Genomic DNA, 24318 nt, shown 5'->3' on the forward strand with positions numbered 1-24318 from the left:
GATGCTTCTGGATGTGGGTCGGGCGCATCGCCCGACTGATCGGATACGTGCCCGATTACTTGATCATGTAGATCGTGGCGAAGAGGCCGATCCAGACGACGTCGACGAAGTGCCAGTAGTAGGACACGACGATGGCGGCGGTCGCCTGCTCATGGGTGAACCTCCGGGCCGCGTAGGTGCGGCCGAGGACCAGCAGGAAGGCGATGAGACCGCCTGTCACGTGCAGGCCGTGGAAGCCGGTGGTCAGGTAGAACACCGAACCGTACGGGTCCGAGGACAGCGAGAGGCCGTCCTCCTTGACCAGGCTGGTGTACTCGAAGACCTGACCGCCGATGAAGATCGCGCCCATGATGAAGGTGACGATGAACCACGCCCGGAGCTTTCTGACGTCACCGCGCTCGGCGGCGAAGACGCCGAGCTGGCAGGTGAGGGAGGAAAGCACCAGGATCGTGGTGTTCGTCGCCGAGAACGGGAAGTTCAGATGGTCGGCCATCGCCTTCCAGTGCGCGGCCCCTGTCACCGATCGCAGGGTGAAGTACATCGCGAAGAGGGCCGCGAAGAACATCAGCTCGGAACTCAGCCAGATGATGGTTCCGACGCTGGTGAGGTTCGGCCGATTGACCGACGGGTGCGCGTGCCCGGTTTCTACTGTCGTTGCTGTCGCCACGACCGACATTATGTCGGTCGCTTATGTGGCGCTCACTCCGGGGGGTGCCGTTCGGAGTGTCCATGGGCCGTGTCCAGCCCGTATGGCCCATCGAAGCGGTGTCCGAACCGCTGTTGACGAGGTGTGCGAAGGAGTAGCATCCGCCGCATCGGTACCCCGGAGTTCCCGACCAACGACGCGGAGGAACAATGCGACCGACCGCAACGGTGCTGCTCTACAGCGACAACGCGAGCACCCGCGAGCAGGTGCGGCTGGCGGCCGGCCGCAGGCCCGCCCCGGACCTTCCCCCGGTCGAGTTCGTCGAGTGCGCGACGCTCCCTGCGGTCCTCAAGGAGCTGGACCGGGGCGGCATCGACGTCTGTGTGCTGGACGGGGAGGCGGCGCCCGCGGGCGGTATGGGCGTCTGCCGGCAGATCAAGGACGAGATCTTCCGCTGTCCGCCCGTGCTGCTGCTCATGGGCCGCCCGCAGGACGCGTGGCTGGCGACCTGGAGCCGGGCGGACGCCGCGGTGACCCTGCCCGTGGACCCCGTGGAGTTCGCCGACGCGCTGGCCCGTCTGCTGCGCTCCCGGCTGTCCGTGGACGCCTGACCGGCCCGTCTCACACCTCGGGCTGCAGCCGCGCCTGATCGGCCTGGTTGGGGACGTTCACGGTGCCGGCGGGCAGGGAGCTGCCCTTGCGCCAGGTGGCCCAGGTGAGGTTCCAGTCGCCGTAGCCGTTGCTGAACGGGGCCATCTCGTCCCCGTTGCTGTTGACGACCTTGACGACGTCGCCCTCGCGGACGTTGTTGAAGAACCAGGCGGCGTTGCTGGTGCTCATGCCGGTGCAGCCGTGGCTGACGTTCGCGTACCCCTGGTCACCGACCGACCAGGGTGCGGCGTGGACGAACTCGCCGCTCCAGGTCACCCGGGTGGCGTAGTAGACCGGCAGGTCGTAGGACTCGGAGCCGCCGATGTCGACGGTCTCGCTGCGCATCCGTACGAAGTACTCCTTGTCCAGGATCACCTTGATGCCGTTGCGGGTCTCGTAGCCCGGCTTGCCGGTGGTGACGGGGATGTCGTTGATCTCCTTGTCGTTGCGGTAGACCTTCATCCGGTGCGTGGCGGCGTCGGTGATGGCGACGAGTTTGTCGCCGATGGTCATCTTCACCGCTTTGGAGGTCTCGCCCCACAGCCGGTCGTTGATCTTGATGCCCTCCAGGTTGCTGGTGGCCCGGACGGTGGCGTGGGCGGGCCAGTACTCCTCGGGGCGGTAGTGCAGGTGCTTGTCGTCGACCCAGTACCAGGCGCCCCGCACGGCCGGTGTGGACTGCACCTTCAGGCCGTTCTCGATGACCCGGCGGGCGGCCTTGTCCTTGATGGGCTGGTCGAGTTCGGCGACGACGGGCTGACCGACCCCGTACTGACCGGAGTCGGGGATGAAGGTGACCTTAACGGTCTTCTTCTTCTTGGGGGCCGCGGTGTCGAACGCGTAGACCTTGCGGCCGGGTGCCGCGTGGTCGTCCTCGGTGCTGATGGTCACCGTGTAGTGCTCGTTCGCCGCGAGGGGCACGGTGCTGTGCCAGCGCTTGCCATCGGCGGACATCGCACCGGCGAGGTACCGGCCGTGCGCGTCGGCGACGGTCACGTCGGTGATCCGTCCGTCGCCGGTACGGGAGGTGACCTCGAGAGGCTTGTCCGGGTCCGCCTTCCGGCCGTTCACAGGGCCGTTGAAGGCGATCTGGGACGCCGCATCGTACGGCTTGAGCGAGAGCGGGCGTTCGGAGCCGTCACAGGCCGTGGCGCCCGCTCCGAGGGCGGCCACCAGCAAGGTGCAGCTCAGTACCGTGTGCAGGCGCGGAGTGTGGCTCATGCGTCAACGCTATGGACGTTCCCGCGGTGCAGCGCGGTGAGAGAGCCGTTCGGGGGGCCGTACCGGAGGACAGGGCCCGCACCGCCCCTGCGAGCCGCCGCACCGCCCCGCACGGCTCCCGCACACGGGACACGGGACACGGGACACGGGACAGGAGAACACGACCGCGGCGGATGTCGCGCGGCATGCAAAAGGGGAGCCCGGTCACTCCGTTCGGAGTGACCGGGCTCCCCCGTGCTGCCTCAGCGTGCGCTACTGGGTGCGGTTCTCACCGCGGTAGTACTCGAAGACCCAGCCCCACAGACCGATCAGGATGACCGGCGCGGAGAAGTAGAGCAGCCACCAGCCGAAGACGACGCCCATGAAGGCGAGCGCGCCACCGGTGCCGAGCGCGAGCGGCTGCCAGCTGTGCGGGCTGAAGAACCCGAGCTCGCCGGCGTCGTCCGAGACCTCGGCCTCCTTGTTGTCCTGTGCGCCCGCGTCGACCCGCCGGGCCGTGAAGGCCAGGTAGTAGCCGATCATGATGCACAGGCCGAAGGCCAGGAACAGCGCGGTGGTACCGGCCGGCTCCTTCGACCACACGCCATAGACGATCGCCATGACGAGGACGAAGACGCTCAGCCAGATGAACATCTTGCCCTGGATCTTCACTTGCCGGCCTCCTTCTCACCGGTGGTGAGCACGCTGGCACCGTGACCGCCGTGACCGAGCTCCTCCAGAGCCACGATCTCGGGGTGGTGCAGGTCGAACGCCGGGGATTCGCTGCGGATCCGCGGCAGAGTGAGGAAGTTGTGCCGCGGCGGCGGGCAGGACGTCGCCCACTCGAGCGAACGGCCGTAGCCCCACGGGTCGTCCACGCCGACCGGCTTGCCGTACTTGGCGGTCTTCCAGACGTTGTAGAGGAACGGCAGGATCGACAGGCCCAGCAGGAAGGAGCTGATGGTCGAGATGGTGTTGAGGGTGGTGAAGCCGTCGGCCGCCAGGTAGTCGGCGTACCGGCGCGGCATGCCCTCGGCGCCCAGCCAGTGCTGCACCAGGAACGTGCCGTGGAAGCCCACGAACAGCGTCCAGAAGGTGATCTTGCCGAGGCGCTCGTCCAGCATCTTGCCCGTGAACTTCGGCCACCAGAAGTGGAAGCCGGAGAACATCGCGAACACCACGGTGCCGAAGACGACGTAGTGGAAGTGCGCCACCACGAAGTACGAGTCGGAGATGTGGAAGTCCATCGGGGGCGAGGCCAGGATGACGCCGGTCAGACCGCCGAAGGTGAAGGTGACCAGGAAGCCGACGGCCCACAGCATCGGTGTCTCGAAGGACAGTGATCCCTTCCACATGGTGCCGATCCAGTTGAAGAACTTCACACCGGTCGGGACCGCGATCAGGAAGGTCATGAAGGAGAAGAACGGCAGGAGCACGCCACCGGTGACGTACATGTGGTGCGCCCACACCGTCACGGACAGACCGGCGATCGCGATGGTGGCGCCCACCAGGCCCATGTAGCCGAACATCGGCTTGCGTGAGAACACCGGGATGACTTCGGAAATGATTCCGAAGAAGGGCAACGCGATGATGTACACCTCTGGATGGCCGAAGAACCAGAAGAGGTGTTGCCAGAGCAGGGCCCCGCCGTTGGCCGAGTCGAAGACATGCGCACCGAACTTGCGGTCCGCCTCCAGGGCGAACAGCGCGGCGGCCAGCACCGGGAAGGCCAGCAGGACCAGCACACCGGTCAGCAGCACGTTCCACACGAAGATCGGCATACGGAACATCGTCATGCCCGGAGCGCGCATGCAGATGATCGTGGTGATGAAGTTGACCGAGCCGAGGATGGTGCCGAAGCCGGAGAAGGCCAGACCCATGATCCACATGTCGGCGCCGATTCCCGGCGAGCGGACCGCGTCCGACAGCGGCGAGTACGCGAACCAGCCGAAGTCGGCGGCACCGTCCGGGGTGAGGAAGCCACCCACGGCGATCATCGAGCCGAACAGGTAGAGCCAGTAGGCGAACATGTTCAGCCGCGGGAACGCCACGTCCGGCGCACCGATCTGCAGCGGCATGATCCAGTTCGTGAACCCGGCGAACAACGGCGTCGCGAACATCAGCAGCATGATCGTGCCGTGCATCGTGAACGCCTGGTTGAACTGCTCGTTCGACATGATCTGCAGACCCGGCCGGGCGAGCTCGGCGCGCATGAACAGCGCCAGCACACCGCCAATGCAGAAGAACGCGAACGACGTGACCAGATACAGCGTGCCGATGGTCTTGTGGTCGGTGGTGGTGAGCCACTTGACCACGACGTTACCGGGCTGCTTGCGCCGCACGGGGATCTCGTTCTCGTACGAGTCCGCCGCGGCACCCTGAGGTTCGTTGAGGATGCTCACAGGTTGTTCGTCTCCCGGTTCTTTTCGTGGCTGGTCTGCGCGATACCGGCCGGGATGTAACCGGTCTGACCCTTCGCCGCGAGTGCCTTGAGGTGAGCCTGGTAGGCCGCCGGCGAGACGACCTTGACGTTGAAGAGCATGCGGGAGTGGTCCTGGCCGCACAGCTCCGCACACTTGCCCATGAAGATGCCCTCCTTGTTGGGGGTCACCTGGAAGGCGTTGGTGTGGCCCGGAATGACGTCCTGCTTCATCAGGAACGGCACCACCCAGAAGGAGTGGATGACGTCACGCGAGGTCAGGACGAAGCGGACCGTCTCGCCCTTGGGGAGCCAGAGGGTCGGGCCGGGGTTGCCCGTGTCCGGGTTCCGCGTGCCGGGCGTGCCGTACTCGTACACGCCGCCGGCCTTCGCCGGGAAGTCCTTCTTGAACCGGTCCGGGATGCCGGCCAGGTTCGCGTCGGTCTTGGCGTTGCCGGTGGAACCGGGGACGTCCTCGACGTAGTTGAAGCCCCAGCTCCACTGGTAGCCGACCACGTTGACCGTGTGGGCCGGCTTCGGGGAGAGGGAGAGCAGCTTCGACTCATCACGAGCGGTGAAGTAGAAGAGCACCGAGACGATGATGAGCGGGACCACGGTGTACAGCGCCTCGATGGGCATGTTGTACCGGGTCTGGGCGGGCACCTCGACCTTGGTGCGGCTGCGCCGGTGGAAGACGGCGCTCCAGATGATCAGACCCCACACCAGCACGCCCGTGGCGAGCGCGGCCGCCCACGAGCCCTGCCAGAGGCTGAGGATCGTCGGAGCCTGCTCCGTGGCGGGGTTGGGCATACCGAGGCGAGGAAAGTCCTTGTATGAGCAACCGGTGGCGGTTGCAAGGACCAGGCCCGCAGTCAGCACCTGCAGCAGCTTCCGCCGCATCGGGCGCCGCGACGAGCGGTCGGAGCCGTTGGGACTCACGTAGCGCCTTCCCGAGAGTCTCGCCCGCGCGGTCGGCTGCGGCCTTACTCGCTGGTCGGTCGCCGCCCTGCGTCGGGCAGGGGTTTGGATGTTTATGCGGACCAAACCCTACTGGACGCTATTTGGGGTCGCGCGGGGAGGGTGCCCAACGCGCCGCCCGACTCCCCGAAGGAGTGCCGATCGCTGCTGCGGGCCCTCCGGAGCCTCCCGGAATGCCCAGCTCCGGGCGCCTTCTGACACCCCCTCCACGGCTTGGGGTTAGCGTGGCAGCGTGCCTTATTTCGACGCCGCATCCTCCGCTCCGCTGCACCCCGTCGCCCGGCAGGCCCTGGCCGCCTCGCTCGACGAGGGATGGGCCGACCCCGCGCGCCTGTACCGCGAGGGGCGGCGGGCCCGGCTGCTCCTCGACGCGGCGCGGGAGGCCGCGGCGGACGCGGTCGGCTGCCGCCCGGACGAGCTGGTCTTCACCCCGTCGGGCACACGGGCGGTGCACACCGGTGTCGCGGGCGCGCTGGCCGGCAGGCGCCGGGCCGGACGTCACCTGGTGGTGTCCTCCGTCGAACACTCGTCGGTGCTGCATGCGGCGGAGCTGCACGAGGCGGGCGGCGGGACGGTGACCCGGGTGCCGGTGTCGCGGGAGGGCGCCGTCACGCCCGGCGCGTATACGGATGCCCTGCGCCCCGACACCGCGCTGGCGTGCCTCCAGTCGGCGAACCACGAGGTGGGGACGGAACAGCCGGTGGCCGAGGTGGCCGAGGTCTGCCGGGCGGCCGGGGTGCCGCTGCTGGTGGATGCGGCGCAGTCCCTGCTCTGGGGTCCGGTGCCGGGCGACTGGTCGCTGCTCACCGCGAGTGCGCACAAATGGGGCGGTCCTGCGGGGGTCGGTCTGCTCGCCGTGCGCAAGGGTGTGCGATACGCGGCCCAAGGGCCTCTCGACGAGCGGGAGTCCGGGCGGGCCCCCGGGTTCGAGAACATTCCGGCGATCGTCGCGGCGGCGGCCGCGCTGCGGGCGGTGCGGGCCGAGGCGGCGGAGGAGGCGGGGCGCCTGCGGGAGCTGACCGAGCGGATCCGGGCGAGGGTGCCCGAGCTGGTGCCGGACGTCGAAGTGGTGGGCGACCCGGTCCGGCGCCTCCCCCATCTGGTCACCTTCTCCTGTCTCTACGTCGACGGCGAGACCGTCCTCCACGAGCTCGACCGGGCGGGCTTCTCGGTCTCCTCGGGCTCGTCCTGCACGAGCAGCACGCTCACCCCGAGCCATGTGCTCAAGGCCATGGGGGTGCTGAGCTCCGGCAACGTCAGGGTGTCGCTGCCGCTCGGCACGGACGGGGACGACGTGGACCGCTTCCTCGACGTGCTGCCCGGTGTGGTCGCCTCCGTGCGCCGGCAGCTGGACGCGCCGGTGGCGCCGCCGCCCCGCGAGGAGGCCGCGTCGCTCGTGGTGGACGCCCTGGGCAAGCGCTGCCCGGTCCCCGTGATCGAGCTCGCCAAGGTCATCGGTGACGTGGCGCCCGGCGCGACGGTGACCGTCCTGTCGGACGACGAGGCGGCACGGCTGGACATTCCGGCGTGGTGCGAGATGCGGGGGCAGGAGTTCGTGGGGGAATCCCCGGCCCCGGGAGGCACGGCGTACGTGGTCCGCCGCCGCGCGTAGGCCTTGGGCGGCCGGCCTGCGCAGCGCTCGGCCGCGGGGCGCGGGCGCGGGGGTGCGCAGCGCTCGGGCGCGGGGCGCGGGGGTGCGCCGGTCGTTGGTGGTGGCTGGGGACCGCCACGCAGCCTGCGGCGCTCGGGCGGGTGCGCCGCCTGCTCGTGGTGGGTCTTGCCGCGCCCCGGCCTGCGGCGCTCGGGCGGGTGCGCCGCCTGCTCGTGGTGGGTCGGGTGCGCGCCGGGACCTCCGTCCTCGGACCGGCGCGCCTGCGTCACACGTTCAGACACTCGGCACTTGCGCGCCGGCCACTGCGGGCGGAGGTCCCGCCACGCCCCCTGCGGCCGGTTCGGCGGCTGTCCCGCCCTGGCGGGTGCGCCGACGGCAGCGGTCGGCTGCGGCAATACGGGGGTCCGCCGCACGGCCCGCCCCCGCTGTGGGCAATCGTTCCTCCCCCAGTGCCTCAAGCCCCTGGGCGGTACCCCCAGGGGCGATGGGGGTCCCCCCTGCTCGAGCACACAGTCGAGAGCTTGGGGGAGGGTGGGCACAGCCCCCGGTACCGCGTCCCCGGCGTGCGACGTGCTGTGGTGCCGGGAGGGCACCGTGCGGCCTCGGTGCCGGGGGCTCCGAGGAAGGGGAACCCCGGCGCCGGGAGGGTGTGGTGCTCCGCCCGGCGCCGGGGACCGGGGTCAGGCCAGGTGGGCGCGGACCTCGGCGGCGGCCTCGTCGCCGTAGGCCTTGGTGAAGCGGTCCATGAAGTGCCCGCGCCGCAGCTGGTACTCCTGGGTGCCCACCGTCTCGATGACGAGGGTCGCGAGCATGCAGCCGACCTGGGCGGCGCGCTCCAGCGACACGCCCCACACCAGGCCGGAGAGGAACCCGGCCCGGAAGGCGTCGCCGACGCCGGTCGGGTCGGCCTTCAGCTCCTCGTCGGGGCAGCCGACCTCGATGGGCTCCTGACCCATCCGCTCGATGCGCACGCCGCGCGAGCCGAGCGTGGTCACCCGGTGGCCGACCTTGGCGAGGATCTCCTCGTCCGTCCAACCGGTCTTGGACTCGATGAGCCCCTTCTCGTACTCGTTGGAGAAGAGGTAGGTCGCCCCGTCCAGCAGTATCCGGATCTCTTCGCCGTTCATCCGGGCGATCTGCTGCGAGAAGTCCGCGGCGAAGGGGATGGACCGAGAACGGCACTCCTCCGTGTGGCGGAGCATGGCCTCCGGGTCGTCGGCGCCGATCAGCACGAGGTCGAGCCGGCCCACCCGGTCGGCGACCGACTTGAGCTCGATCAGCCGGGCCTCGCTCATGGCACCGGTGTAGAAGGAGCCGATCTGGTTGTGGTCGGCGTCCGTCGTGCAGACGAACCGGGCGGTGTGCAGGACCTCGGAGATGCGCACCGAGCCGGTGTCGACGCCGTGCCGGTCCAGCCAGGCCCGGTACTCGTCGAAGTCCGACCCCGCGGCACCGACCAGGATCGGCGTGGTGCCGAGCTGGCCCATGCCGAAGCAGATGTTGGCGGCGACGCCGCCCCGGCGTACGTCCAGGGTGTCGACCAGGAAGGACAGCGAGACCGTGTGCAGCTGGTCCGCGACCAGCTGGTCGGCGAAGCGACCGGGGAAGGTCATGAGGTGGTCGGTGGCGATGGAGCCTGTGACGGCGATGCGCACGAGAGACACACTCCTGCGGGGGTGATGGATTGACTCTTCACGCTACCGGGTCGGCCGACCCCCGGCTCACCATCGAAACTACCCGATAGTAGGGCTTTTTTCATGCAGTGACCGGTGCATACGGTTCGGCTATGACGAACCTCAAGGTCAAGGACTCCGCTCCGCTCGACCTGGAAGGCGGTCTCGCGGCGCTGCGCGGTGACTGCGCCCGGATGGTGCCCCACTGGGTGGCACCCCACACCCCCGCCGACCCGCGGCCCGTGCCCGCGATCCACGGCGTCGTCGTACCGCCGGCGTCGGCCCGTCTGCTGGAGGCGATGTCCGACTACGGCGACTGAGGGACACCGCTCCCGCGCACTCGGCGGCACGGAAGGCGCTCACGGAGGGAACCGTGCGCTCCCCCGCCGCGTCCCATCGCTGTCCCCCGTGAGGGCGAGGCATCATACGCCCGCCCCGGGGACCAAGGGACGGCAGCGCAGTCGAAGGAGCGATGCGGTGAGCACGGAGCGACCCCACAACGACGAAGGCACGCCGCGCGACCACGACCTGGCACGCGACCACGACACGGAGGGCGGCCACGAACCGGCGGCCGCGAGCAGGCGGCGTTCCCCGCTGGCCATCGCCTCCGTGGCGGCCGCCGTGCTGCTCGTGTGCGGTGGCGGCGCGTACGTCGCCGCGAGCGCGTCCGGCGGTGACAGTGGCCGGCACGGTTCGGGAGCCGGGGCGGGCGACGACAAGAACCCGCCCCCGCTGGCCCTCGACGGCTACTCGGACGGAGACAGGGGCGCGGACAAGGGCGGAGGTTCGCCGGGCATCGCTCCCGGCGAACCCAACCCCTACGGACCCGCGTACACCGTGAAGGGCTCGCTGCCCTCGGGTCCGGACGAGGCACCGGTGTACCGGCCGCACGGCTCGGTCACAGCGGCCGAGGTGACGCGGCTGGCGAAGGCGCTCGGGCTCTCCGGCACCCCGCGGATGTCCGCCGGGGCCTGGACGGTCGGCCCCGGCAAGGACGGTACGGGCCCGTCGCTCCAGGTCACCAGGCAGGCGCCCGGCACCTGGACGTTCACCAGGTTCGCGCCGGGGCAGGGCGACAACTGCCCGCGCGGCAAGATGTGTGTCAACAACAGCCCGACGGGCGGCACCGGCGGCGCGGTGAGCGAGTCCGCCGCCAAGGCCGCGGCCGCGCCCGTGCTGAAGGCGCTCGGCCAGGACGACGCGAAGCTCGACGCCCGCCAGCTCATGGGCGCCGTACGCGTGGTGAACGCGGACCCGGTGATCGGCGGGCTCCCGACCTTCGGCTGGTCGACCGGGCTGCAGATCGGCGCGGGCGGCCAAGTGGTGGGCGGCAGCGGCGAGTTGAAGGCGCCGGCGAAGGGTGACATCTATCCCGTGATGGACGCCGAGCGGACGCTGGAGCTGCTGAACAAGTCGGGCCACGGCAGCCGGATGCACCCCGACACCTGCGCGCGTCCGGTGCCGCTCGAGCGGGACCGCGGCACGAAGCCCACCACCCCGTCCTGCGCCCCGGGTGCCCCGACGCAGAAGCCGTCGCCGATCGTCGTCGAGCACGCCGTGTTCGGACTCGCCACACACTTCGAGGACGGGCACCAGACGCTCGTGCCGTCCTGGCTGTTCCGGGTGAAGCCGCAGGGCGCGGCGGACGACTACACGGTGTCCTACCCGGCGGTGGACCCGAAGTTCATGAGCTCGCCGAAGGAGCCCGGCAACCCGACCGGCAACCCGACCGGCCGGCCGAACGCCGGGCCGCGTGACGCGCGCATCGCGTCGTACAGCGCCGATGGCCGGAAGCTCACCGTCCACTTCTGGGGCGGCGTCTGCTCGGACTACCGGGCGTCGGCGAAGGAGACCGGGTCGACGGTGACCGTGAAGGTGACCGGGACCGACCGGGAGCCCGGCAAGGCCTGCATCATGATCGCCAAGGACATGACCAAGACGGTGACCCTGGACAAGCCGCTGGGCCACCGGAAGGTGCTCGACGACCGCGGCACGACGGTCCGGGCGCACTGACCTCGCCGGTCAGGCGGCCCTGCGCGGACGCGCCGAAGGCGGCGCTCCCTGCTCGGGAGCGCCGCCTTCGGCGTACGACCGGGGACGACTCAGCTGAAGGAGTCGCCGCAGGCGCAGGAGCCCGTGGCGTTCGGGTTGTCGATCGTGAAGCCCTGCTTCTCGATGGTGTCGACGAAGTCGATGGAGGCACCGCCCAGGTACGGGGCGCTCATACGGTCGGTGACGACCTTCACGCCGCCGAAGTCCTTGACGACGTCACCGTCGAGCGAACGCTCGTCGAAGAAGAGCTGGTACCGCAGGCCGGAGCAGCCGCCGGGCTGAACGGCGACGCGCAGCGCGAGGTCGTCGCGGCCTTCCTGGTCGAGCAGGGCCTTGACCTTGGCCGCGGCGGCGTCGGTCAGGATGATGCCGTCGGTGACGGTGGTGGTCTCGTCCGATACGGACATCTACATCTCTCCCGGGTTGTACGGAGACTGCTTGCCGACGGTAGCAACCGACGGGGCTGCGTATTCATTCCCATGCTCGCACATGGCGCAGCGGTGACCCCAGGCCGCGAGTCCGGTCGGCGGACGGCGGGCGCGGGCGGCACCGGTCCGGCCGCGTCAAGCCCCCCGCGATCGCGTCACATCGACACGATGGCCATCGTCAAACTGACGTGAAGCGGTTATGATAGATAGCGTCATTTCGACGAAAAGGCTTCACCGTACGAGCCGCACCTGTCGTACGGGCCACAGAGAGTCCGCAGAGAAGAAAGGGTGCGTGACGTGACCACCGCCCAACCCCGACTGGATCTCGACGTCCAGCCGACGCCCCTCGCCCTGCTGTTGCTCGGCCGGGAGGCCGACCCGAAGAGCGAGCGCGGGGTGGAGTGTCCCGGCGACCTGCCCGCCGCGTCCGACCCGGACCTCGTCGCACGCGCCCGCGCGGCCAAGGAGAAGCTCGGCGACAAGGTCTTCGTGCTCGGTCACCACTACCAGCGCGACGAGGTCATCCAGTTCGCGGACGTCACCGGCGACTCCTTCAAGCTGGCCCGGGACGCGGCCGCGCGGCCGGAGGCCGAGTACATCGTCTTCTGCGGTGTGCACTTCATGGCCGAGTCGGCGGACATCCTGACCACGGACGACCAGAAGGTCGTGCTGCCGGACCTCGCGGCCGGCTGCTCGATGGCCGACATGGCCACGGCCGAGCAGGTCGCCGAGTGCTGGGACGTGCTGACCGAGGCCGGCATAGCCGAGCAGGTGGTGCCCGTCTCGTACATGAACTCGTCCGCCGACATCAAGGCGTTCACGGGCAAGCACGGCGGCACGATCTGCACGTCGTCGAACGCCAAGCGTGCGCTGGAGTGGGCCTTCGAGCAGGGCGAGAAGGTGCTCTTCCTGCCGGACCAGCACCTCGGCCGGAACACGGCCGTCCGCGACATGGGGATGACACTCGACGACTGCGTCGTCTACAACCCGCACAAGCCGGGCGGCGGCGTCACCGTGGAGCAGCTGCGCGCCGCGAAGATGATCCTGTGGCGGGGCCACTGCTCGGTGCACGGCCGCTTCTCGCTGGACTCCGTGAACGACGTGCGCGAGCGCATCCCGGGTGTGAACGTGCTGGTCCACCCCGAGTGCAAGCACGAGGTCGTGGCCGCGGCGGACTACGTGGGCTCCACTGAGTACATCATCAAGGCGCTGGAGGCGGCGCCCGCCGGCTCCAAGTGGGCCATCGGCACCGAGCTGAACCTGGTGCGCCGACTGGCGAACCGCTTCGCCCCCGAGGGCAAGGAGATCGTCTTCCTCGACAAGACGGTCTGCTTCTGCTCGACCATGAACCGTATCGACCTCCCCCACCTGGTCTGGGCCCTGGAGTCCCTCGCCGAGGGCAACCTGGTCAACCGCATCCAGGTGGACCGTGAGACCGAGGCGTTCGCCAAGCTGGCGCTGGAGCGGATGCTCGCGCTGCCGTAGCCGCAGGCGGCCCGGACGCCGAAGGGCCCGGCCGGCACCCACAGGTGCCGGCCGGGCCCTTTCGTCTCGCGCGCCGGTCTCAGACCGCCGCCGGCTCCGGGTCCTCCGACCTGGCCTCGGCGCCGTCCTTGGCCGCCCGCTTCGCCGCCTTCTTCTTCGCGCGGCGCTCCTTGCGCAGTTCGATCATCGCGTAGAGCGTCGGCACGAGGAGGAGGGTGAGCAGGGTCGACGTGATCAGACCGCCGATCACCACCACGGCGAGCGGCTGGGCGATGAAGCCGCCCTCGCCCGTGACGCCGAGCGCCATCGGGAGCAGCGCGAAGATCGTCGCCAGCGCCGTCATGAGGATCGGGCGGAGCCGGTGCCGGCCGCCCTCGACGACCGCCTCGATCGTGCCGTAGCCCTGTCGGCGGTACTGGTTGATCAGGTCGATGAGGACGATCGCGTTGGTCACCACGATGCCGATCAGCATCAGCATGCCGATCATCGCGGGAACACCCATCGGGGTGCCGGTCGCGACCAGCAGACCGATCGCGCCGGTCGCCGCGAACGGGATGGACACCAGCAGGATCAGCGGCTGGACCAGCGACCGGAAGGTGGCGACCAGCAGCATGAACACGATCGCGATCGCTGCGAGCATCGCCAGGCCCAGCTTCGAGAACGCGTCCTTCTGGTCCTGGGACACACCACCGATCGACGCAGTCGCGCCGTCCGGGAGCTTCAGCGCGTTGATCTTCTGCTGGAGGGCGTTGCTGACCGCGCCCGTGTTCTCGGCGGTCGGCCGCGCCGTGATCGTCGCGGCGCGCGCGCCGTCGATACGGGTCATCGAGACCGGGCCGTCGACGAGCTCGACGGTGGCGATGTCACCGAGCTTCACCGGGCCGAGCGACAGCTTCTTCAGCTGCGCCAGCGTCCTGGCCGGCTTCTGGGACTTCACGACGATGTCGCGCTCGGTGTCGTCCAGGATCGCCTTGCCGCTGGTGGTGCCGCGCACCGCCTGGGCGACGGCCTGCCCCAGCGTGGCGTCGTCGAACCCGGCCTCCGCCGCCTTCGCGTTGGCCTTGACCGAGATCCGCGGCACCGACTGCGACAGATCGCTCTGTACGTCGGTGACGTCGTCGAGCCGGGCGACCTCGTCGCGCACCTGGTCGGCCGCCTTGCGCAGCACGGCCGGGTCGGCCGCCTTGACGACGACGCTCAGGTCCTGGTTGCCGAAGCCTGCACCGGCGGCGATCGTCGTCCGGCCGATGCCGGACAGCTTCGCCAGCCCGTCCTCGATGTGCCGCTGCGCCGTGTCGGACTTCTTGCTGTCCTTCAGCGTGACCTGGTACGACGCCTGGTTGCTGTCCGTGGCGCCGCCGAACGCCGCCATGAAGCCGGAGGAGCCGACGGTGACCTGGTAGTCCTTGACCTCGTCGATGCCGTCGAGCATCTTCTCGACCTTCCTGGCCGCGGCGTCGGTCGCCGCCAGGCTGGTGCCGGGCTTCAGCTGCTGCTTGACGGTCAGGACGTCCTGGTCGCCCTGGTCGAAGAAGTTGGTCTTCAGCAGCGGTGCCATGCCGAAGGTGCCGATGAGCACGAGGACCGCGAGCGCGACGCTCGTGAGACGGCGCCGGGTGGCGAAGCGCAGCACACGGACGTACAGGCGCTGCAGACGGCCGCGCGTCTCCTTCTCCTCCGCCGTGCGGCGCGCCTCCTCCGGGTCGAGGCCGCGCACGGCCTTCGGGGCGCGCAGGAACCAGTAGGAGAGGACGGGCACGACCGTCAGCGAGACGAGCAGGGACGCGAGCAGCGCCGCCGTGACCGTCAGGCTGAAGGAGCCGAAGAGCTGTCCGACCATGCCGCCGACCAGACCGATCGGCAGGAACACCGCGACCGTGGTGAGGGTCGAGGAGGTCACGGCGCCGGCGACCTCCCGCACGGCGCCGAGGATGGCGGCTCGGCGTTCCTCTCCGTAGCCGAGGTGCCGCTTGATGTTCTCCAGGACCACGATCGAGTCGTCGACGACCCGGCCGATCGCGATGGTGAGCGCGCCCAGCGTGAGCATGTTCAGCGACAGGTCGCCGATCCACAGCACGATCAGTGCGAGGACGACCGACAGCGGGATGGAGACCGCGGTCACGAGGGTGGAGCGCAGCGAGGCCAGGAAGACCAGGATCACGATGACCGCGAAGAGCAGGCCGAGCGCGCCCTCGGTGGTCAGACCGTCGATGGACTTGGAGACCGCGGGGCCCTGGTCACTGACGACGGTGAGCGTGCCGCCGGCGCCGAGGTCCTTGCGGAGCTCGGGAAGCTTGTCCTTGACCGCGTCCGAGATCGCGACCGCACTGCCGTCGTGGTCCATGGTGACCATCACGGCGAGACTGGGCCTGCCGTTGGTCCGGGTGATGGAGTCCGCCGCGGACGGCTGCTGCTCGACGGTGGCGACGTCGCCGAGGCGTACGGGCTTGCTGCCTCCCTGCTCGGGGGCGCCGGTCCGGCCCGCGGGCCCGGCCTGGCCGCCGGCCGCGGCGATCCTCAGGTCCTTGATCTGCTGGAGCGAGGTGAAGCCGCCGCCCACCTGGACGGTGCGGTTCTTGCCCCCCTCGTCGAAGGAGCCGGCCGGAACGGTCGCGCCGCCCGCCTGGAGCGCCTGCCCGACGGCGGCCGAGGTCAGGCCCGCCCGGGCCATCTTCCTGTCGTCCGGGGTGACCGTCACCTGGAGGTCGCGGACGCCGGTGATCGTGACCCGGCCGACGCCGTCGATGTCCTTCAGGTCCGGGACGACGGTCCGGTCGAGCTGGTCCTTGAGCGCCTGCTGGTCCTTGTCGGAGGTCGCGGCGAGCACCACGGTCGGCATGTCGTCCGTGGAGCCGGCGATGACCTGCGGATCCACGTCGTCGGGGAGCTGGGCGCGGGCCCTGTTCACGGCCTGCTGGACGTCGGCGACGAGCTGCTTGGAGCCGTTGCCGTAGTCGAACTGGGCCATGATGACGGCGTTGCCCTCGCTGGCCTTCGAGGTGATGCCGGTGATGCCGTCGACCGACTCGATGGTGTTCTCGAGCGGTTCGACGACCTGCTTCTCGACCACGTCGGGGGACGCACCCTGGTACGGCGCCAGCACGGACACCATGGGCAGCTCGATGGTGGGCAGCAGCTGCTGCTTCAGCTGCGGAATCGCTATCGCTCCGAAGAGCAGCGCGACGATCGACATCAGCCCTATCAGGGCCCGTTGCGCGAGGCTGAATTTCGACAGCCAGGACATGGGTGACCGGTCTCTCTTCCGTGGCGTGCGCGGCAGGACGGGGCACACGGATGCGCCCTCCTAACACCTTCCTTCACGCAAGGAGCCCGATCCGTCGCTCCCAGGTCCATTTCCTTATACGGGGCATACTGCGGGCGGAGTACGCGCACTACACCGTGAGGTCTAGGAGGCGTACTGCCGGCCCCGCGAGCCCGGCGTGACCCGCAGGACGCCCTCGCGGGCTTGCGGATCCCGGCCCGGTGACGGCGCCGCGGGGTCCGTAGGGCATGGAACCGCGGGGTCCGTACGTCGCGGAACCGCCGGGCGTCACAGCGCCCGGGGGCGCACCAGACCCGATTCGTAGGCGATGACGACGAGCTGGGCGCGGTCGCGGGCCCCGAGTTTGGCCATGGCGCGGTTGACGTGGGTCTTCACGGTGAGCGGGCTGACGGTGAGCCGTTCGGCGATCTCGTCGTTGGAGTGGCCTCCCGCGACCTGGACCAGCACCTCGCGTTCCCGGCCGGTGAGTGCGTCGAGCCGCTCCGTGTGTGCGGGGTCGCCGGCGTCCGCGTCGCCGCCCTGGGCCAGGAACGTGGCGATCAGGCCCTTGGTGGCGACCGGGGAGAGCAGGGCGTCACCCGCAGCGGCGACCCGGATCGCGTTCAGCAGCTCCTCCGGCTCGGAGCCCTTGCCGAGGAATCCGGAGGCGCCGGCCCGCAGGGACTGCACCACGTACTCGTCGACCTCGAAGGTCGTCAGCATGACCACGTGCACATGCGCCAGTTCGGGGTCGGCGCTGATCAGCCGGGTCGCGGCGAGGCCGTCGGTGCCGGGCATACGGATGTCCATGAGGACCACGTCGGCACGCTCGGCCCGGGCGACCCGCACGGCCTCGGCGCCGTCCGACGCCTCCCCGACGACCTCCATGTCGGGCTCGGAGTCGACCAGCACCCGGAACGCGCTGCGCAGCAGCGCCTGGTCGTCGGCGAGCACCACCCGGATCGTCACGCCTCGTCCCCCGTCTCTCCCGCGCCCTGGGGCGTCCCGGTCGTGAGGGGCAGGATCGCATGGACGCGCCAGCCGCCGCCGTACCGGGGGCCCGCGGTGCAGCCGCCGCCGAGGGCGGCAGCGCGTTCGCGCATGCCGACGAGGCCGTGCCCGCCGCCGTCCGCCTCGCCGTCGTGCGGTGCCCCCTCGGCCCCCCGTCCGTCGTCGAGCACCGTGACCTCGATGCCGGTGCCCACGCGCACGATGCTGACCTCCGCGGCGGCCCCGTCGCCCGCATGCTTCTGCACATTGGTGAGGGCCTCCTGGACGATCCGGTACGCGGCGAGGTCGACGGCCGCGGGCACGGGGCCGCCGAGGCCGGTGCGGGCGACCTCGACGGGCAGCCCGGCGTGCCGGAAGGTGTCGACCAGGTCGTCGAGGCGGTCGAGGCCCGGGGCGGGCTCGGTGGGTGCCTCGGGGTCGCCGGACTGGCGCAGCAGGCCGACGGTGGCGCGGAGTTCCTCCAGCGCGGAGCGGCTCGCCTCGCGGACGTGGGCGAGGGCCTCCTTGGCCTGGTCGGGGCGCCTGTCCATGACGTGCGCCGCCACCCCCGCCTGCACATTGACCAGGGCGATGTGGTGGGCGACCACGTCGTGCAGATCACGGGCGATGCGCAGCCGCTCCTCCGCCACCCGGCGGCGAGCCTCCTCCTCGCGGGTGCGTTCGGCGCGTTCGGCGCGCTCGCGGATGGCGTCCACGAAGGCGCGGCGGCTGCGGACGGCGTCGCCCGCGGCAGCGGCCATGCCGGTCCAGGCGAAGATGCCGATGTTCTCCTGCGCGTACCAGGGCAGCGGGCCCGCCAGCATCGCGGCGCCCGTCAGCACGCTCATGGTGAGCACACCGACCCGCCAGGTCGTGGGACGGTCGGTGGTGGCGGCGACGGTGAAGAGCGCGACGACCGCGCTCATCGCGACGGGGGCACGGGGTTCGCCGGTGACGAGCTCCACCAGGGAGACGGCCGACGTCGCCGCGAGGACCGCGAGCGGGGCGCGGCGGCGGAAGACCAGCGCCGCGGCGCCGAGGACCATGAGGGTGAGGCTGGCGGCGTCGGGCGTGCGGGTGCCCCAGGTGGGCCCGTTCGGGCCGTGCGGGTCGGCGAAGGAGCCGACGACCATGGCGGCAAGTACCCCGGCGGCGAGCGCGCCGTCGATGGCCAGGGGGTGGGACCTGAGCCAGCGGCGTATGTCGGTGAGGGTGCTCACGCGGGTCTCCCGTGCATGCTGAACGTCGGACCCCGGGGCACCCGGGGCTGTGGCCGGTCGGAGGCCACAGCCGCCGTGGTGGAAGCCGGCGTCAGCCCGGAATGAGACCGTCGTCGCTCAGCAGCTCCCTGACCTCGTCGAGTGTCGCGTCGGGGGACGGCAGGATCAGCTCCGACGGCTCCAGGGAGTCGTCCGGCAGGGGGGTGCCGAGGTCGCGGACCTTGTCGAGGAGCGCGTGAAGCGTACGGCGGAAGCCGGGGCCGTCGCCGCTCTCCATTTCGGCGAGCAGGTCGTCGTCCAGCTTGTTCAGCTCGGTGAAGTGGACGTCGTCCAGCTCCACCTGCCCCTCCCCCATGATCCGTACGATCATGACGCCCTCCTCGGCGTGGGTCCACGGCTCGGGCCGTGCGGTCGGGCGACCGCGGTGACTGGTGGCTGACCTACTGCTTGTCGAAGCGGGGGGTGTCCTGCTGCTGCTGCGCCTGGCCGTTGCCCTGTCCGCCCTCGATGGCCTGGGGGGCGGAGCCGCCCGCCAGCTCGGCCTTCATGCGCTGGAGCTCCAGCTCCACGTCCGAACCGCCCGAGATGCGGTCCAGCTCCGCGGTGATGTCGTCCTTCGCCATGCCGGTGGGGTCGTCGAGGGCGCCAGAGGCGAGCAGCTCGTCGATCGCGCCCGCGCGGGCCTGGAGCTGCGCGGTCTTGTCCTCGGCGCGCTGGATCGCGAGGCCGACGTCGCCCATCTCCTCGGAGATGCCGGTGAACGCCTCGCCGATGCGGGTCTGCGCCTGGGCGGCGGTGTACGTGGCCTTGATGGTCTCCTTCTTCGTACGGAAGGCGTCGACCTTGGCCTGCAGACGCTGGGCGGCGAGCGTGAGCTTCTCCTCCTCGCCCTGCAGCGTCTGGTGCTGCGTCTCCAGGTCCGTGACCTGCTGCTGGAGCGCGGCGCGGCGGGACAGCGCCTCGCGCGCCAGGTCCTCGCGGCCCAGGGCGAGCGCCTTGCGGCCCTGGTCCTCCAGCTTGGCCGACTGACCCTGGAGCTGGTTCAGCTGCAGTTCGAGGCGCTTGCGGGAGGTCGCCACGTCGGCGACACCGCGGCGCACCTTCTGCAGCAGCTCCAGCTGCTTCTGGTACGAGTAATCGAGGGTCTCGCGCGGGTCCTCGGCCCGGTCAAGGGCCTTGTTCGCCTTCGCGCGGAAGATCATCCCCATACGCTTCATGACACCGCTCATGGGCTTCGCGCGCCCCCTTCTGACGGACTCCAGCTCCAGAACTGCAACAGAACCCAGCCTACGGGCCCTGTAACCATTACCGCACTGTTCGGGGCCGGATGGGCTCCTCCCCGAGAACGACTGCGTCGGGCCCTGCTCCCGCCTGGGGAGTAGAAAGCATCCCGGGATTTCCCGGAAGCACCCTCGGCGGCGTCCGCTGTGCCTCCCTACAGACGCTCGGCGTTGCCGGATCGTTCCCCGCCGGGCTGGGGCCCATGCGCCGGCACCCCGTACCCTTGGCTTTTGTGTTCCGTAGCCGATCCAAGGATGAGAAGGCCCCGGCCGACAAGGCGCCGGTGACCGACTCCACGCAGCCCCGTGACCCTCAGGCCCCCAAGGGCCGTCCGACCCCCAAGCGCAGCCAGGCCCAGTCGCAGCGCCGCAGCGTCGCCCAGACGCCGATGACGCGCAAGGACGCAGCCAAGCGCCAGCGCGAGGAGCGCCGCGTCCAGCTGGAGCGCCAGCGCCAGGCCCTGGCGAACGGCGACGAGCGCTATCTGCCCGCGCGGGACAAGGGCCCGGTGCGCAAGTTCGCGCGCGACTTCGTCGACTCCCGCTTCTGCGTCGCCGAGTTCTTCCTGCCGCTGGCGGTCGTCATCCTCGTGCTGAGCATGGTGCGGGTGCCGCAGCTCCAGCAGATCGCGCTGCTGCTCTGGCTCGGTGTGATCGTCCTGATCGTCCTCGACTCCATCGGTGTCGCGATCCGGCTCCGGAAGCGGCTGGCCGAGAAGTTCCCGGACACCCCGAAGAAGGGCGCGATCCCCTACGCCCTGATGCGCTCGCTCCAGATGCGCCGGCTCCGGCTGCCCAAGCCGCAGGTCAAGCGTGGAGAGCGGCCCTGAGCACTGAGTCGTTCTCGGGGGGTGCGGCCACGTGGCTGAAGGGTCTCGGTGGCCTGCGCAATGCCGTACGGCAGGAGCTGGTCGCCCGCCAGCTCGATGAGCAGATAGCCGGCCGCTTCCCGGTCGGGCAGCGGCTTCGGGTGCTCGACGTCGGCATGGGACAGGGCACGCAGGCGCTGCGGCTGGCCCGTGCCGGGCACAAGGTGACGGGCCTGGAGCAGGACGCCCGGATGCTCGCGGTGGCGCGTGAGGCGCTGGCCGAGGAGCCGGAGGGCATCCGCAGCCGGGTGCGGCTGATCGAGGGGGACGGCCGGGACACGGGCGTCCACTTCCTGCCGGGCAGTTTCGACGTCGTGCTGTGCCACGGCGTCCTCATGTACGTCGAGGAGCCGGACGCGCTGCTCGCCGGGCTGGCGCGGATGCTGGACCACGGCGGGCTGCTGTCGCTGCTGGTGCGGAACGCCGACGCGCTCGCGATGCGGCCCGGTCTCGCCGGGGACTGGACGGGCGCACTCGCCGCCTTCGGCACCGACGCCTACACCAACCGTCTCGGCCTCGACGTGCGCGCCGACCGCCGCGATGCGCTCACCGCGACGCTCGCCGGGATCGGGGCGCCGCTGCACGCCTGGTACGGAGTGCGTGTCTTCACGGACACCGCGTCCGACGACGCGGAGCTGCCCGACGACCCGGACGCGCTGCTGGCCGCCGAGGAGCGGGCCGGGCGGACGGATCCGTACCGTGGGGTGGCGGCGCTGCTGCACCTGTGCGGGGTGCGTGGCTGAGCCGCGCGGACCGGGCGGGGTTCCGGGGGCCGGGCAGCGCACGGGCCCACCGGGAGGCGCGGAACCGCATCGGCCGGGCCCTGCGGTGAGCCGCTGCTGACCCCATCGGGGGTCCATGGCGAGCCGGACGGGCCCTCCCACGGGGACACTCCAGGCATGGACGTCGTACGGATGCGTGCCCGCGGGGCCCGGTGGCTCCGCTCGCCGGTCGCGGTCCTCGGGATCGCGGCGCTGGTCGGTGGCTGTTCCGGGCTCGCGGCGTACTCCTCCGCCGAGGACGCGGACCCGGGCACTCAGGCGGCCGTGCCCCTGGCCGCGCGGGAGCTTCAGGACGACTACGTGAGGGTCGTCGAGGGCGTGCTGCCGTCCGTCGTACAGATCCAGGGGACCAAACCGCTGGGGTCCGGTGTCGTGTTCGACGACCGGGGCGACATCGTGACCAACGCGCACGTGGTCGGCGACCGGAAGTCGTTCCAGGTCACCACGGCCGGCAGCGAGCGGGCGCTGAGCGCGCATCTGCTGTACGCGTACCCGGACCAGGATCTTGCGGTGGTCCGGCTGGACAGCGTGCCGTCGGGGCTGAGGCCCGCGACGTTCGCCGACTCGTCGAAGGTCGAGGTCGGGCACATCGTGCTCGCGATGGGGTCGCCGCTGGGGCTGTCGTCCAGCGTCACGCAGGGCATCGTGTCGGCGACCGGGCGGACCGTCAGCGAGGAGCGCACGAGCGGGGGTCAGGGCACGACGCTGGGGAACGTGGTGCAGACCTCGGCGCCGATCAACCCCGGCAACAGCGGGGGTGCGCTGGTCAACCTCGACGGGGAGGTCGTCGGGATCCCCACGCTCGCCGCGACCGATCCCGCGCTCGGTGACGGGCCGGCGCCCGGTGTCGGGTTCGCGATCCCGGCGTCCATGGTGAAGACGGTCGCCGACCAGGTCGTACGGACCGGGAAGGTCACCGACTCCGGGCGTGCCGCGCTCGGCATCACCGGGCGGACGGTCCTCGGCGACGACTACCGGCCGGCCGGGGTCGCCGTGGTGGAGGTGAAGCGTGACGGGGCGGCGGACCGGGTGGGCATCAGGCCCGGGGACACCATCGTCGGGCTCGGGGACGATCCGGTGACCACGATGACCGCCCTCTCCGAGGGCCTCGCATCCGACAGGCCGGGGCAGAAGGTGGGGGTGACGTACCGGAGGGGCGGGAGCGAGACGAAGGTGGACGTCACCCTGGGGGCGGTCTAGTCCGCCCGGCCCTGCCCGTCCCGGAACCGGGGCGGACAGAGCCGGGGAGCCCCGGGCGGGCCCTACGCCTGGGCGTCCTCGGCGTGGAGGCTCATCGGCCCGTAGATCTCGGTGTTGTCCTCGAAGAGCCGCACCTGGTCGGCGCCGCCTTCGGCGAGCTCCTTCCAGTGCTCGCCGATCCAGGACTCGGCATCCCCCTGGGTCGTGAACTCCTCGGGCTGCACCGCCGGCTGGACCTCCGTCCCGTCGGAGTTCTCGAACCGCCACGTCCACAACGCCATGTCAGCCTCCCGAGGGTCGATCAGTGCCGCATGAAGCGTAGCCGGACGCGCAGCCGTCCCGGCGGCGCGGGAGGATCTTCCCGTGGAACTGACACTGCTCGGCACCGGGGCCCCCGAGGGCCTTCCCCGACCCGGCTGCCCCTGCGCCGCGTGCGCCCTGGCCCTCGGCGGCAACGCCCGCGCCGCGACCTCCGTCCTGGTGGACGACGCGCTGCTGCTCGACCTGACCCCCGGGGCGGCGTTCGCGGCCGCCCGCGCGGGGCACTCGCTGAGCGGTGTGACGCAGGTGCTGCTCTCGCATCCGCACGACGGCCCGGCGCTGGAGGTGCCGGCGGGTCTGCCGACGCCCGCGCGGGTGCCGGACGGCGCGGAGCTGGCGCTGCCGACGGGCCACCGGGTGCTGGCGGTGGCGCTGGACTCGCCGGGCACGGGGTACGAGGTGACGGGGCCGTCGGGGCAGCGGGTGCTGTATCTGCCGCCGGCCGGTTCGTCGTCGGGGCTCGCCGAGGGCACGACGTACGACACGGTGCTGTGCGACGTCGTGGGGCGGCCGGACGCGCTGGCGCGGCTGCGGGCGGCCGGGGCCGTCGGCCCGACGACGGATGTGATCGCGGTCCATCTGGACCACGACGTGCCGCCGGGGCCGGAGTTGCGGCGGCGGCTGGCGGCGGCGGGGGCGCGGGCGGTGCCGGACGGTACGACGCTGAGCGTGGGCGCGTTCGGGGACGTTCCGGACGTGCCGCGCCGCACCCTGGTGCTCGGCGGCGCGCGTTCCGGCAAGTCGGTGGAGGCCGAGCGGCGCCTGGAGTCGAATCCGGACGTGGTGTACGTGGCGACGGGCGGGTCCCGCAACGGGGACACCGAGTGGGCGGCCCGGATAGCCGCGCACCGTGACCGCCGGCCGGGCTCATGGCACACGGAGGAGACCTGCGACCTGGTGCCGCTGCTCGGTACGGACGGGCCGCCGCTGCTCATCGACTGTCTGTCGCTGTGGCTGACGTATGTGATGGACGCCGTGAACGCGTGGGACGACGCCGAATGGGCGGGCGGCGGCGAGCGTGAACTGCGGCGCCGGGTCGCCGAGCTGACGGACGCGGTGCGCGCGACGCGTCGCACCCTGGTCGCCGTGTCGAACGAGGTCGGCTCGGGGATCGTTCCGACGACCGCGTCGGGCCGCCGCTATCGCGACGAACTCGGCCGGCTGAACGCGGCGTTCGCGGCCGAGTGCGAGCATGTCCTGCTGATCGTCGCGGGGCAGGCGGTGACGCTCAAGGGTTAGGGGCGCGGGCC

The 24318-nt window shown here is 70.9% G+C and carries 22 protein-coding genes; 9 read left to right on the top strand and 13 right to left on the bottom strand.

The annotated features are described in order from the left end of the window. Window positions 1-55: 55 nt before the first annotated feature. The gene (gene ctaE, locus ACWCP6_RS00120) at window positions 56-676 is read right to left on the bottom strand and encodes an aa3-type cytochrome oxidase subunit III (protein ID WP_450930020.1); all 621 of its coding nucleotides are present in this window, start codon (window positions 674-676) and stop codon (window positions 56-58) included. A gap of 179 nt (window positions 677-855) precedes the next feature. Between ctaE and ACWCP6_RS00125 the strand changes: the two genes are divergently transcribed. Further along, a complete protein-coding gene (locus ACWCP6_RS00125; protein WP_450930021.1) occupies window positions 856-1257 on the top strand; it encodes a hypothetical protein in 402 nt (133 codons plus the stop codon). Window positions 1258-1267: 10 nt separating this feature from the next. Here the strand turns inward: ACWCP6_RS00125 and ACWCP6_RS00130 are convergent, their stop codons facing one another. The 4 genes from ACWCP6_RS00130 to ctaC form a co-directional block, all read right to left on the bottom strand. Continuing rightward, entirely contained in the window at window positions 1268-2518 is a 1251-nt protein-coding gene (locus ACWCP6_RS00130) for an Ig-like domain-containing protein (RefSeq protein WP_450930022.1), read from the bottom strand. A gap of 252 nt (window positions 2519-2770) precedes the next feature. Continuing rightward, on the bottom strand, window positions 2771-3169 hold the full coding sequence (locus ACWCP6_RS00135) for a cytochrome c oxidase subunit 4 (RefSeq protein ID WP_450930023.1): 399 nt from the start codon (window positions 3167-3169) through the stop codon (window positions 2771-2773). Continuing rightward, complete coding sequence (gene ctaD, locus ACWCP6_RS00140) at window positions 3166-4899, bottom strand: aa3-type cytochrome oxidase subunit I (RefSeq protein WP_450930024.1); 1734 nt, start codon at window positions 4897-4899, stop codon at window positions 3166-3168. The genes ACWCP6_RS00135 and ctaD overlap by 4 nt, the downstream gene beginning before the upstream one ends. Next, window positions 4896-5855 carry an aa3-type cytochrome oxidase subunit II gene (gene ctaC / locus ACWCP6_RS00145; protein WP_450930025.1) on the bottom strand — a complete coding sequence of 320 codons (960 nt, stop codon included), beginning with the start codon at window positions 5853-5855 and terminating at the stop codon, window positions 4896-4898. Before ctaC ends, ctaD begins: the two co-directional genes overlap by 4 nt. A 271-nt stretch (window positions 5856-6126) precedes the next feature. On the opposite strand from ctaC, the gene ACWCP6_RS00150 reads away from it, so the two are divergent. Beyond that, window positions 6127-7506: an aminotransferase class V-fold PLP-dependent enzyme gene (locus ACWCP6_RS00150; protein WP_450930026.1), complete on the top strand. Its 1380-nt coding sequence runs from the start codon at window positions 6127-6129 to the stop codon at window positions 7504-7506. 680 nt (window positions 7507-8186) lie between these two features. Here the strand turns inward: ACWCP6_RS00150 and ACWCP6_RS00155 are convergent. After that, window positions 8187-9161, bottom strand: coding sequence for a carbohydrate kinase family protein (locus ACWCP6_RS00155; RefSeq protein WP_450930027.1), 975 nt, complete (start codon window positions 9159-9161; stop codon window positions 8187-8189). Between the two features lie 131 nt (window positions 9162-9292). Between ACWCP6_RS00155 and ACWCP6_RS00160 the strand changes: the two genes are divergently transcribed. Both ACWCP6_RS00160 and ACWCP6_RS00165 read left to right on the top strand, forming a co-directional pair. Next, window positions 9293-9499 (top strand): hypothetical protein, encoded by a 207-nt coding sequence (locus tag ACWCP6_RS00160; protein WP_450930028.1) that lies wholly within the window; start codon window positions 9293-9295, stop codon window positions 9497-9499. 157 nt (window positions 9500-9656) lie between these two features. After that, window positions 9657-11192: a hypothetical protein gene (locus tag ACWCP6_RS00165; RefSeq protein WP_450930029.1), complete on the top strand. Its 1536-nt coding sequence runs from the start codon at window positions 9657-9659 to the stop codon at window positions 11190-11192. Between the two features lie 89 nt (window positions 11193-11281). Here ACWCP6_RS00165 and ACWCP6_RS00170 read toward each other — a convergent pair whose 3' ends face one another. Then, a complete protein-coding gene (locus tag ACWCP6_RS00170) occupies window positions 11282-11638 on the bottom strand; it encodes an iron-sulfur cluster assembly accessory protein (protein ID WP_450930030.1) in 357 nt (118 codons plus the stop codon). 309 nt (window positions 11639-11947) lie between these two features. On the opposite strand from ACWCP6_RS00170, the gene nadA reads away from it, so the two are divergent. Continuing rightward, window positions 11948-13144, top strand: a complete 1197-nt coding sequence (gene nadA, locus ACWCP6_RS00175; protein ID WP_450930031.1) for a quinolinate synthase NadA — start codon at window positions 11948-11950, stop codon at window positions 13142-13144. Between the two features lie 79 nt (window positions 13145-13223). Here the strand turns inward: nadA and ACWCP6_RS00180 are convergent, their stop codons facing one another. The 5 genes from ACWCP6_RS00180 to ACWCP6_RS00200 all read right to left on the bottom strand — a co-directional run bounded on the left by ACWCP6_RS00180 (window position 13224) and on the right by ACWCP6_RS00200 (window position 19845). Continuing rightward, window positions 13224-16388 carry an efflux RND transporter permease subunit gene (locus tag ACWCP6_RS00180; protein WP_450930032.1) on the bottom strand — a complete coding sequence of 1055 codons (3165 nt, stop codon included), beginning with the start codon at window positions 16386-16388 and terminating at the stop codon, window positions 13224-13226. A 306-nt stretch (window positions 16389-16694) separates the two neighbouring features. Further along, window positions 16695-17375, bottom strand: coding sequence for a response regulator transcription factor (locus tag ACWCP6_RS00185; RefSeq protein WP_450930033.1), 681 nt, complete (start codon window positions 17373-17375; stop codon window positions 16695-16697). Next, entirely contained in the window at window positions 17372-18616 is a 1245-nt protein-coding gene (locus tag ACWCP6_RS00190; RefSeq protein ID WP_450930034.1) for a sensor histidine kinase, read from the bottom strand. Before ACWCP6_RS00190 ends, ACWCP6_RS00185 begins: the two co-directional genes overlap by 4 nt. Window positions 18617-18707: 91 nt before the next feature. Continuing rightward, a complete protein-coding gene (gene pspAA / locus ACWCP6_RS00195) occupies window positions 18708-18986 on the bottom strand; it encodes a PspA-associated protein PspAA (protein ID WP_450930035.1) in 279 nt (92 codons plus the stop codon). A 70-nt stretch (window positions 18987-19056) separates the two neighbouring features. After that, window positions 19057-19845, bottom strand: a complete 789-nt coding sequence (locus ACWCP6_RS00200; protein WP_450930036.1) for a PspA/IM30 family protein — start codon at window positions 19843-19845, stop codon at window positions 19057-19059. A gap of 254 nt (window positions 19846-20099) precedes the next feature. On the opposite strand from ACWCP6_RS00200, the gene ACWCP6_RS00205 reads away from it, so the two are divergent. From ACWCP6_RS00205 to ACWCP6_RS00215, 3 genes are all read left to right on the top strand, one after another. Next, window positions 20100-20726: a DUF3043 domain-containing protein gene (locus tag ACWCP6_RS00205; RefSeq protein ID WP_450930037.1), complete on the top strand. Its 627-nt coding sequence runs from the start codon at window positions 20100-20102 to the stop codon at window positions 20724-20726. Window positions 20727-20803: 77 nt separating this feature from the next. After that, window positions 20804-21508 carry a class I SAM-dependent methyltransferase gene (locus ACWCP6_RS00210; protein WP_450930525.1) on the top strand — a complete coding sequence of 235 codons (705 nt, stop codon included), beginning with the start codon at window positions 20804-20806 and terminating at the stop codon, window positions 21506-21508. Window positions 21509-21664: 156 nt separating this feature from the next. After that, the gene (locus tag ACWCP6_RS00215; RefSeq protein WP_450930038.1) at window positions 21665-22747 is read left to right on the top strand and encodes a S1C family serine protease; all 1083 of its coding nucleotides are present in this window, start codon (window positions 21665-21667) and stop codon (window positions 22745-22747) included. 62 nt (window positions 22748-22809) lie between these two features. Here the strand turns inward: ACWCP6_RS00215 and ACWCP6_RS00220 are convergent, their stop codons facing one another. After that, window positions 22810-23028, bottom strand: coding sequence for a hypothetical protein (locus ACWCP6_RS00220; protein WP_450930039.1), 219 nt, complete (start codon window positions 23026-23028; stop codon window positions 22810-22812). Between the two features lie 82 nt (window positions 23029-23110). Between ACWCP6_RS00220 and ACWCP6_RS00225 the strand changes: the two genes are divergently transcribed. Beyond that, the gene (locus ACWCP6_RS00225) at window positions 23111-24307 is read left to right on the top strand and encodes a bifunctional adenosylcobinamide kinase/adenosylcobinamide-phosphate guanylyltransferase (RefSeq protein WP_450930040.1); all 1197 of its coding nucleotides are present in this window, start codon (window positions 23111-23113) and stop codon (window positions 24305-24307) included. Window positions 24308-24318: the final 11 nt, after the last annotated feature.

The organism is Streptomyces sp. NPDC002004 (assembly GCF_053593975.1).

What these genes read in the sequence shown, in the direction of transcription:
- ACWCP6_RS00220 (WP_450930039.1), bottom strand. Translation starts at nt 23,028, where the DNA reads ATGGCGTTGTGGACGTGGCGGTTCGAGAACTCCGACGGGACGGAGGTC.
- ACWCP6_RS00160 (WP_450930028.1), top strand. Translation starts at nt 9,293, where the DNA reads ATGACGAACCTCAAGGTCAAGGACTCCGCTCCGCTCGACCTGGAAGGC.
- ACWCP6_RS00215 (WP_450930038.1), top strand. Translation starts at nt 21,665, where the DNA reads ATGGACGTCGTACGGATGCGTGCCCGCGGGGCCCGGTGGCTCCGCTCG.
- ACWCP6_RS00180 (WP_450930032.1), bottom strand. Translation starts at nt 16,388, where the DNA reads ATGTCCTGGCTGTCGAAATTCAGCCTCGCGCAACGGGCCCTGATAGGG.
- ACWCP6_RS00125 (WP_450930021.1), top strand. Translation starts at nt 856, where the DNA reads ATGCGACCGACCGCAACGGTGCTGCTCTACAGCGACAACGCGAGCACC.
- ACWCP6_RS00130 (WP_450930022.1), bottom strand. Translation starts at nt 2,518, where the DNA reads ATGAGCCACACTCCGCGCCTGCACACGGTACTGAGCTGCACCTTGCTG.
- ACWCP6_RS00170 (WP_450930030.1), bottom strand. Translation starts at nt 11,638, where the DNA reads ATGTCCGTATCGGACGAGACCACCACCGTCACCGACGGCATCATCCTG.
- ACWCP6_RS00200 (WP_450930036.1), bottom strand. Translation starts at nt 19,845, where the DNA reads ATGAGCGGTGTCATGAAGCGTATGGGGATGATCTTCCGCGCGAAGGCG.
- pspAA (WP_450930035.1), bottom strand. Translation starts at nt 18,986, where the DNA reads ATGATCGTACGGATCATGGGGGAGGGGCAGGTGGAGCTGGACGACGTC.
- ACWCP6_RS00205 (WP_450930037.1), top strand. Translation starts at nt 20,100, where the DNA reads ATGCGCCGGCACCCCGTACCCTTGGCTTTTGTGTTCCGTAGCCGATCC.
- ctaE (WP_450930020.1), bottom strand. Translation starts at nt 676, where the DNA reads ATGTCGGTCGTGGCGACAGCAACGACAGTAGAAACCGGGCACGCGCAC.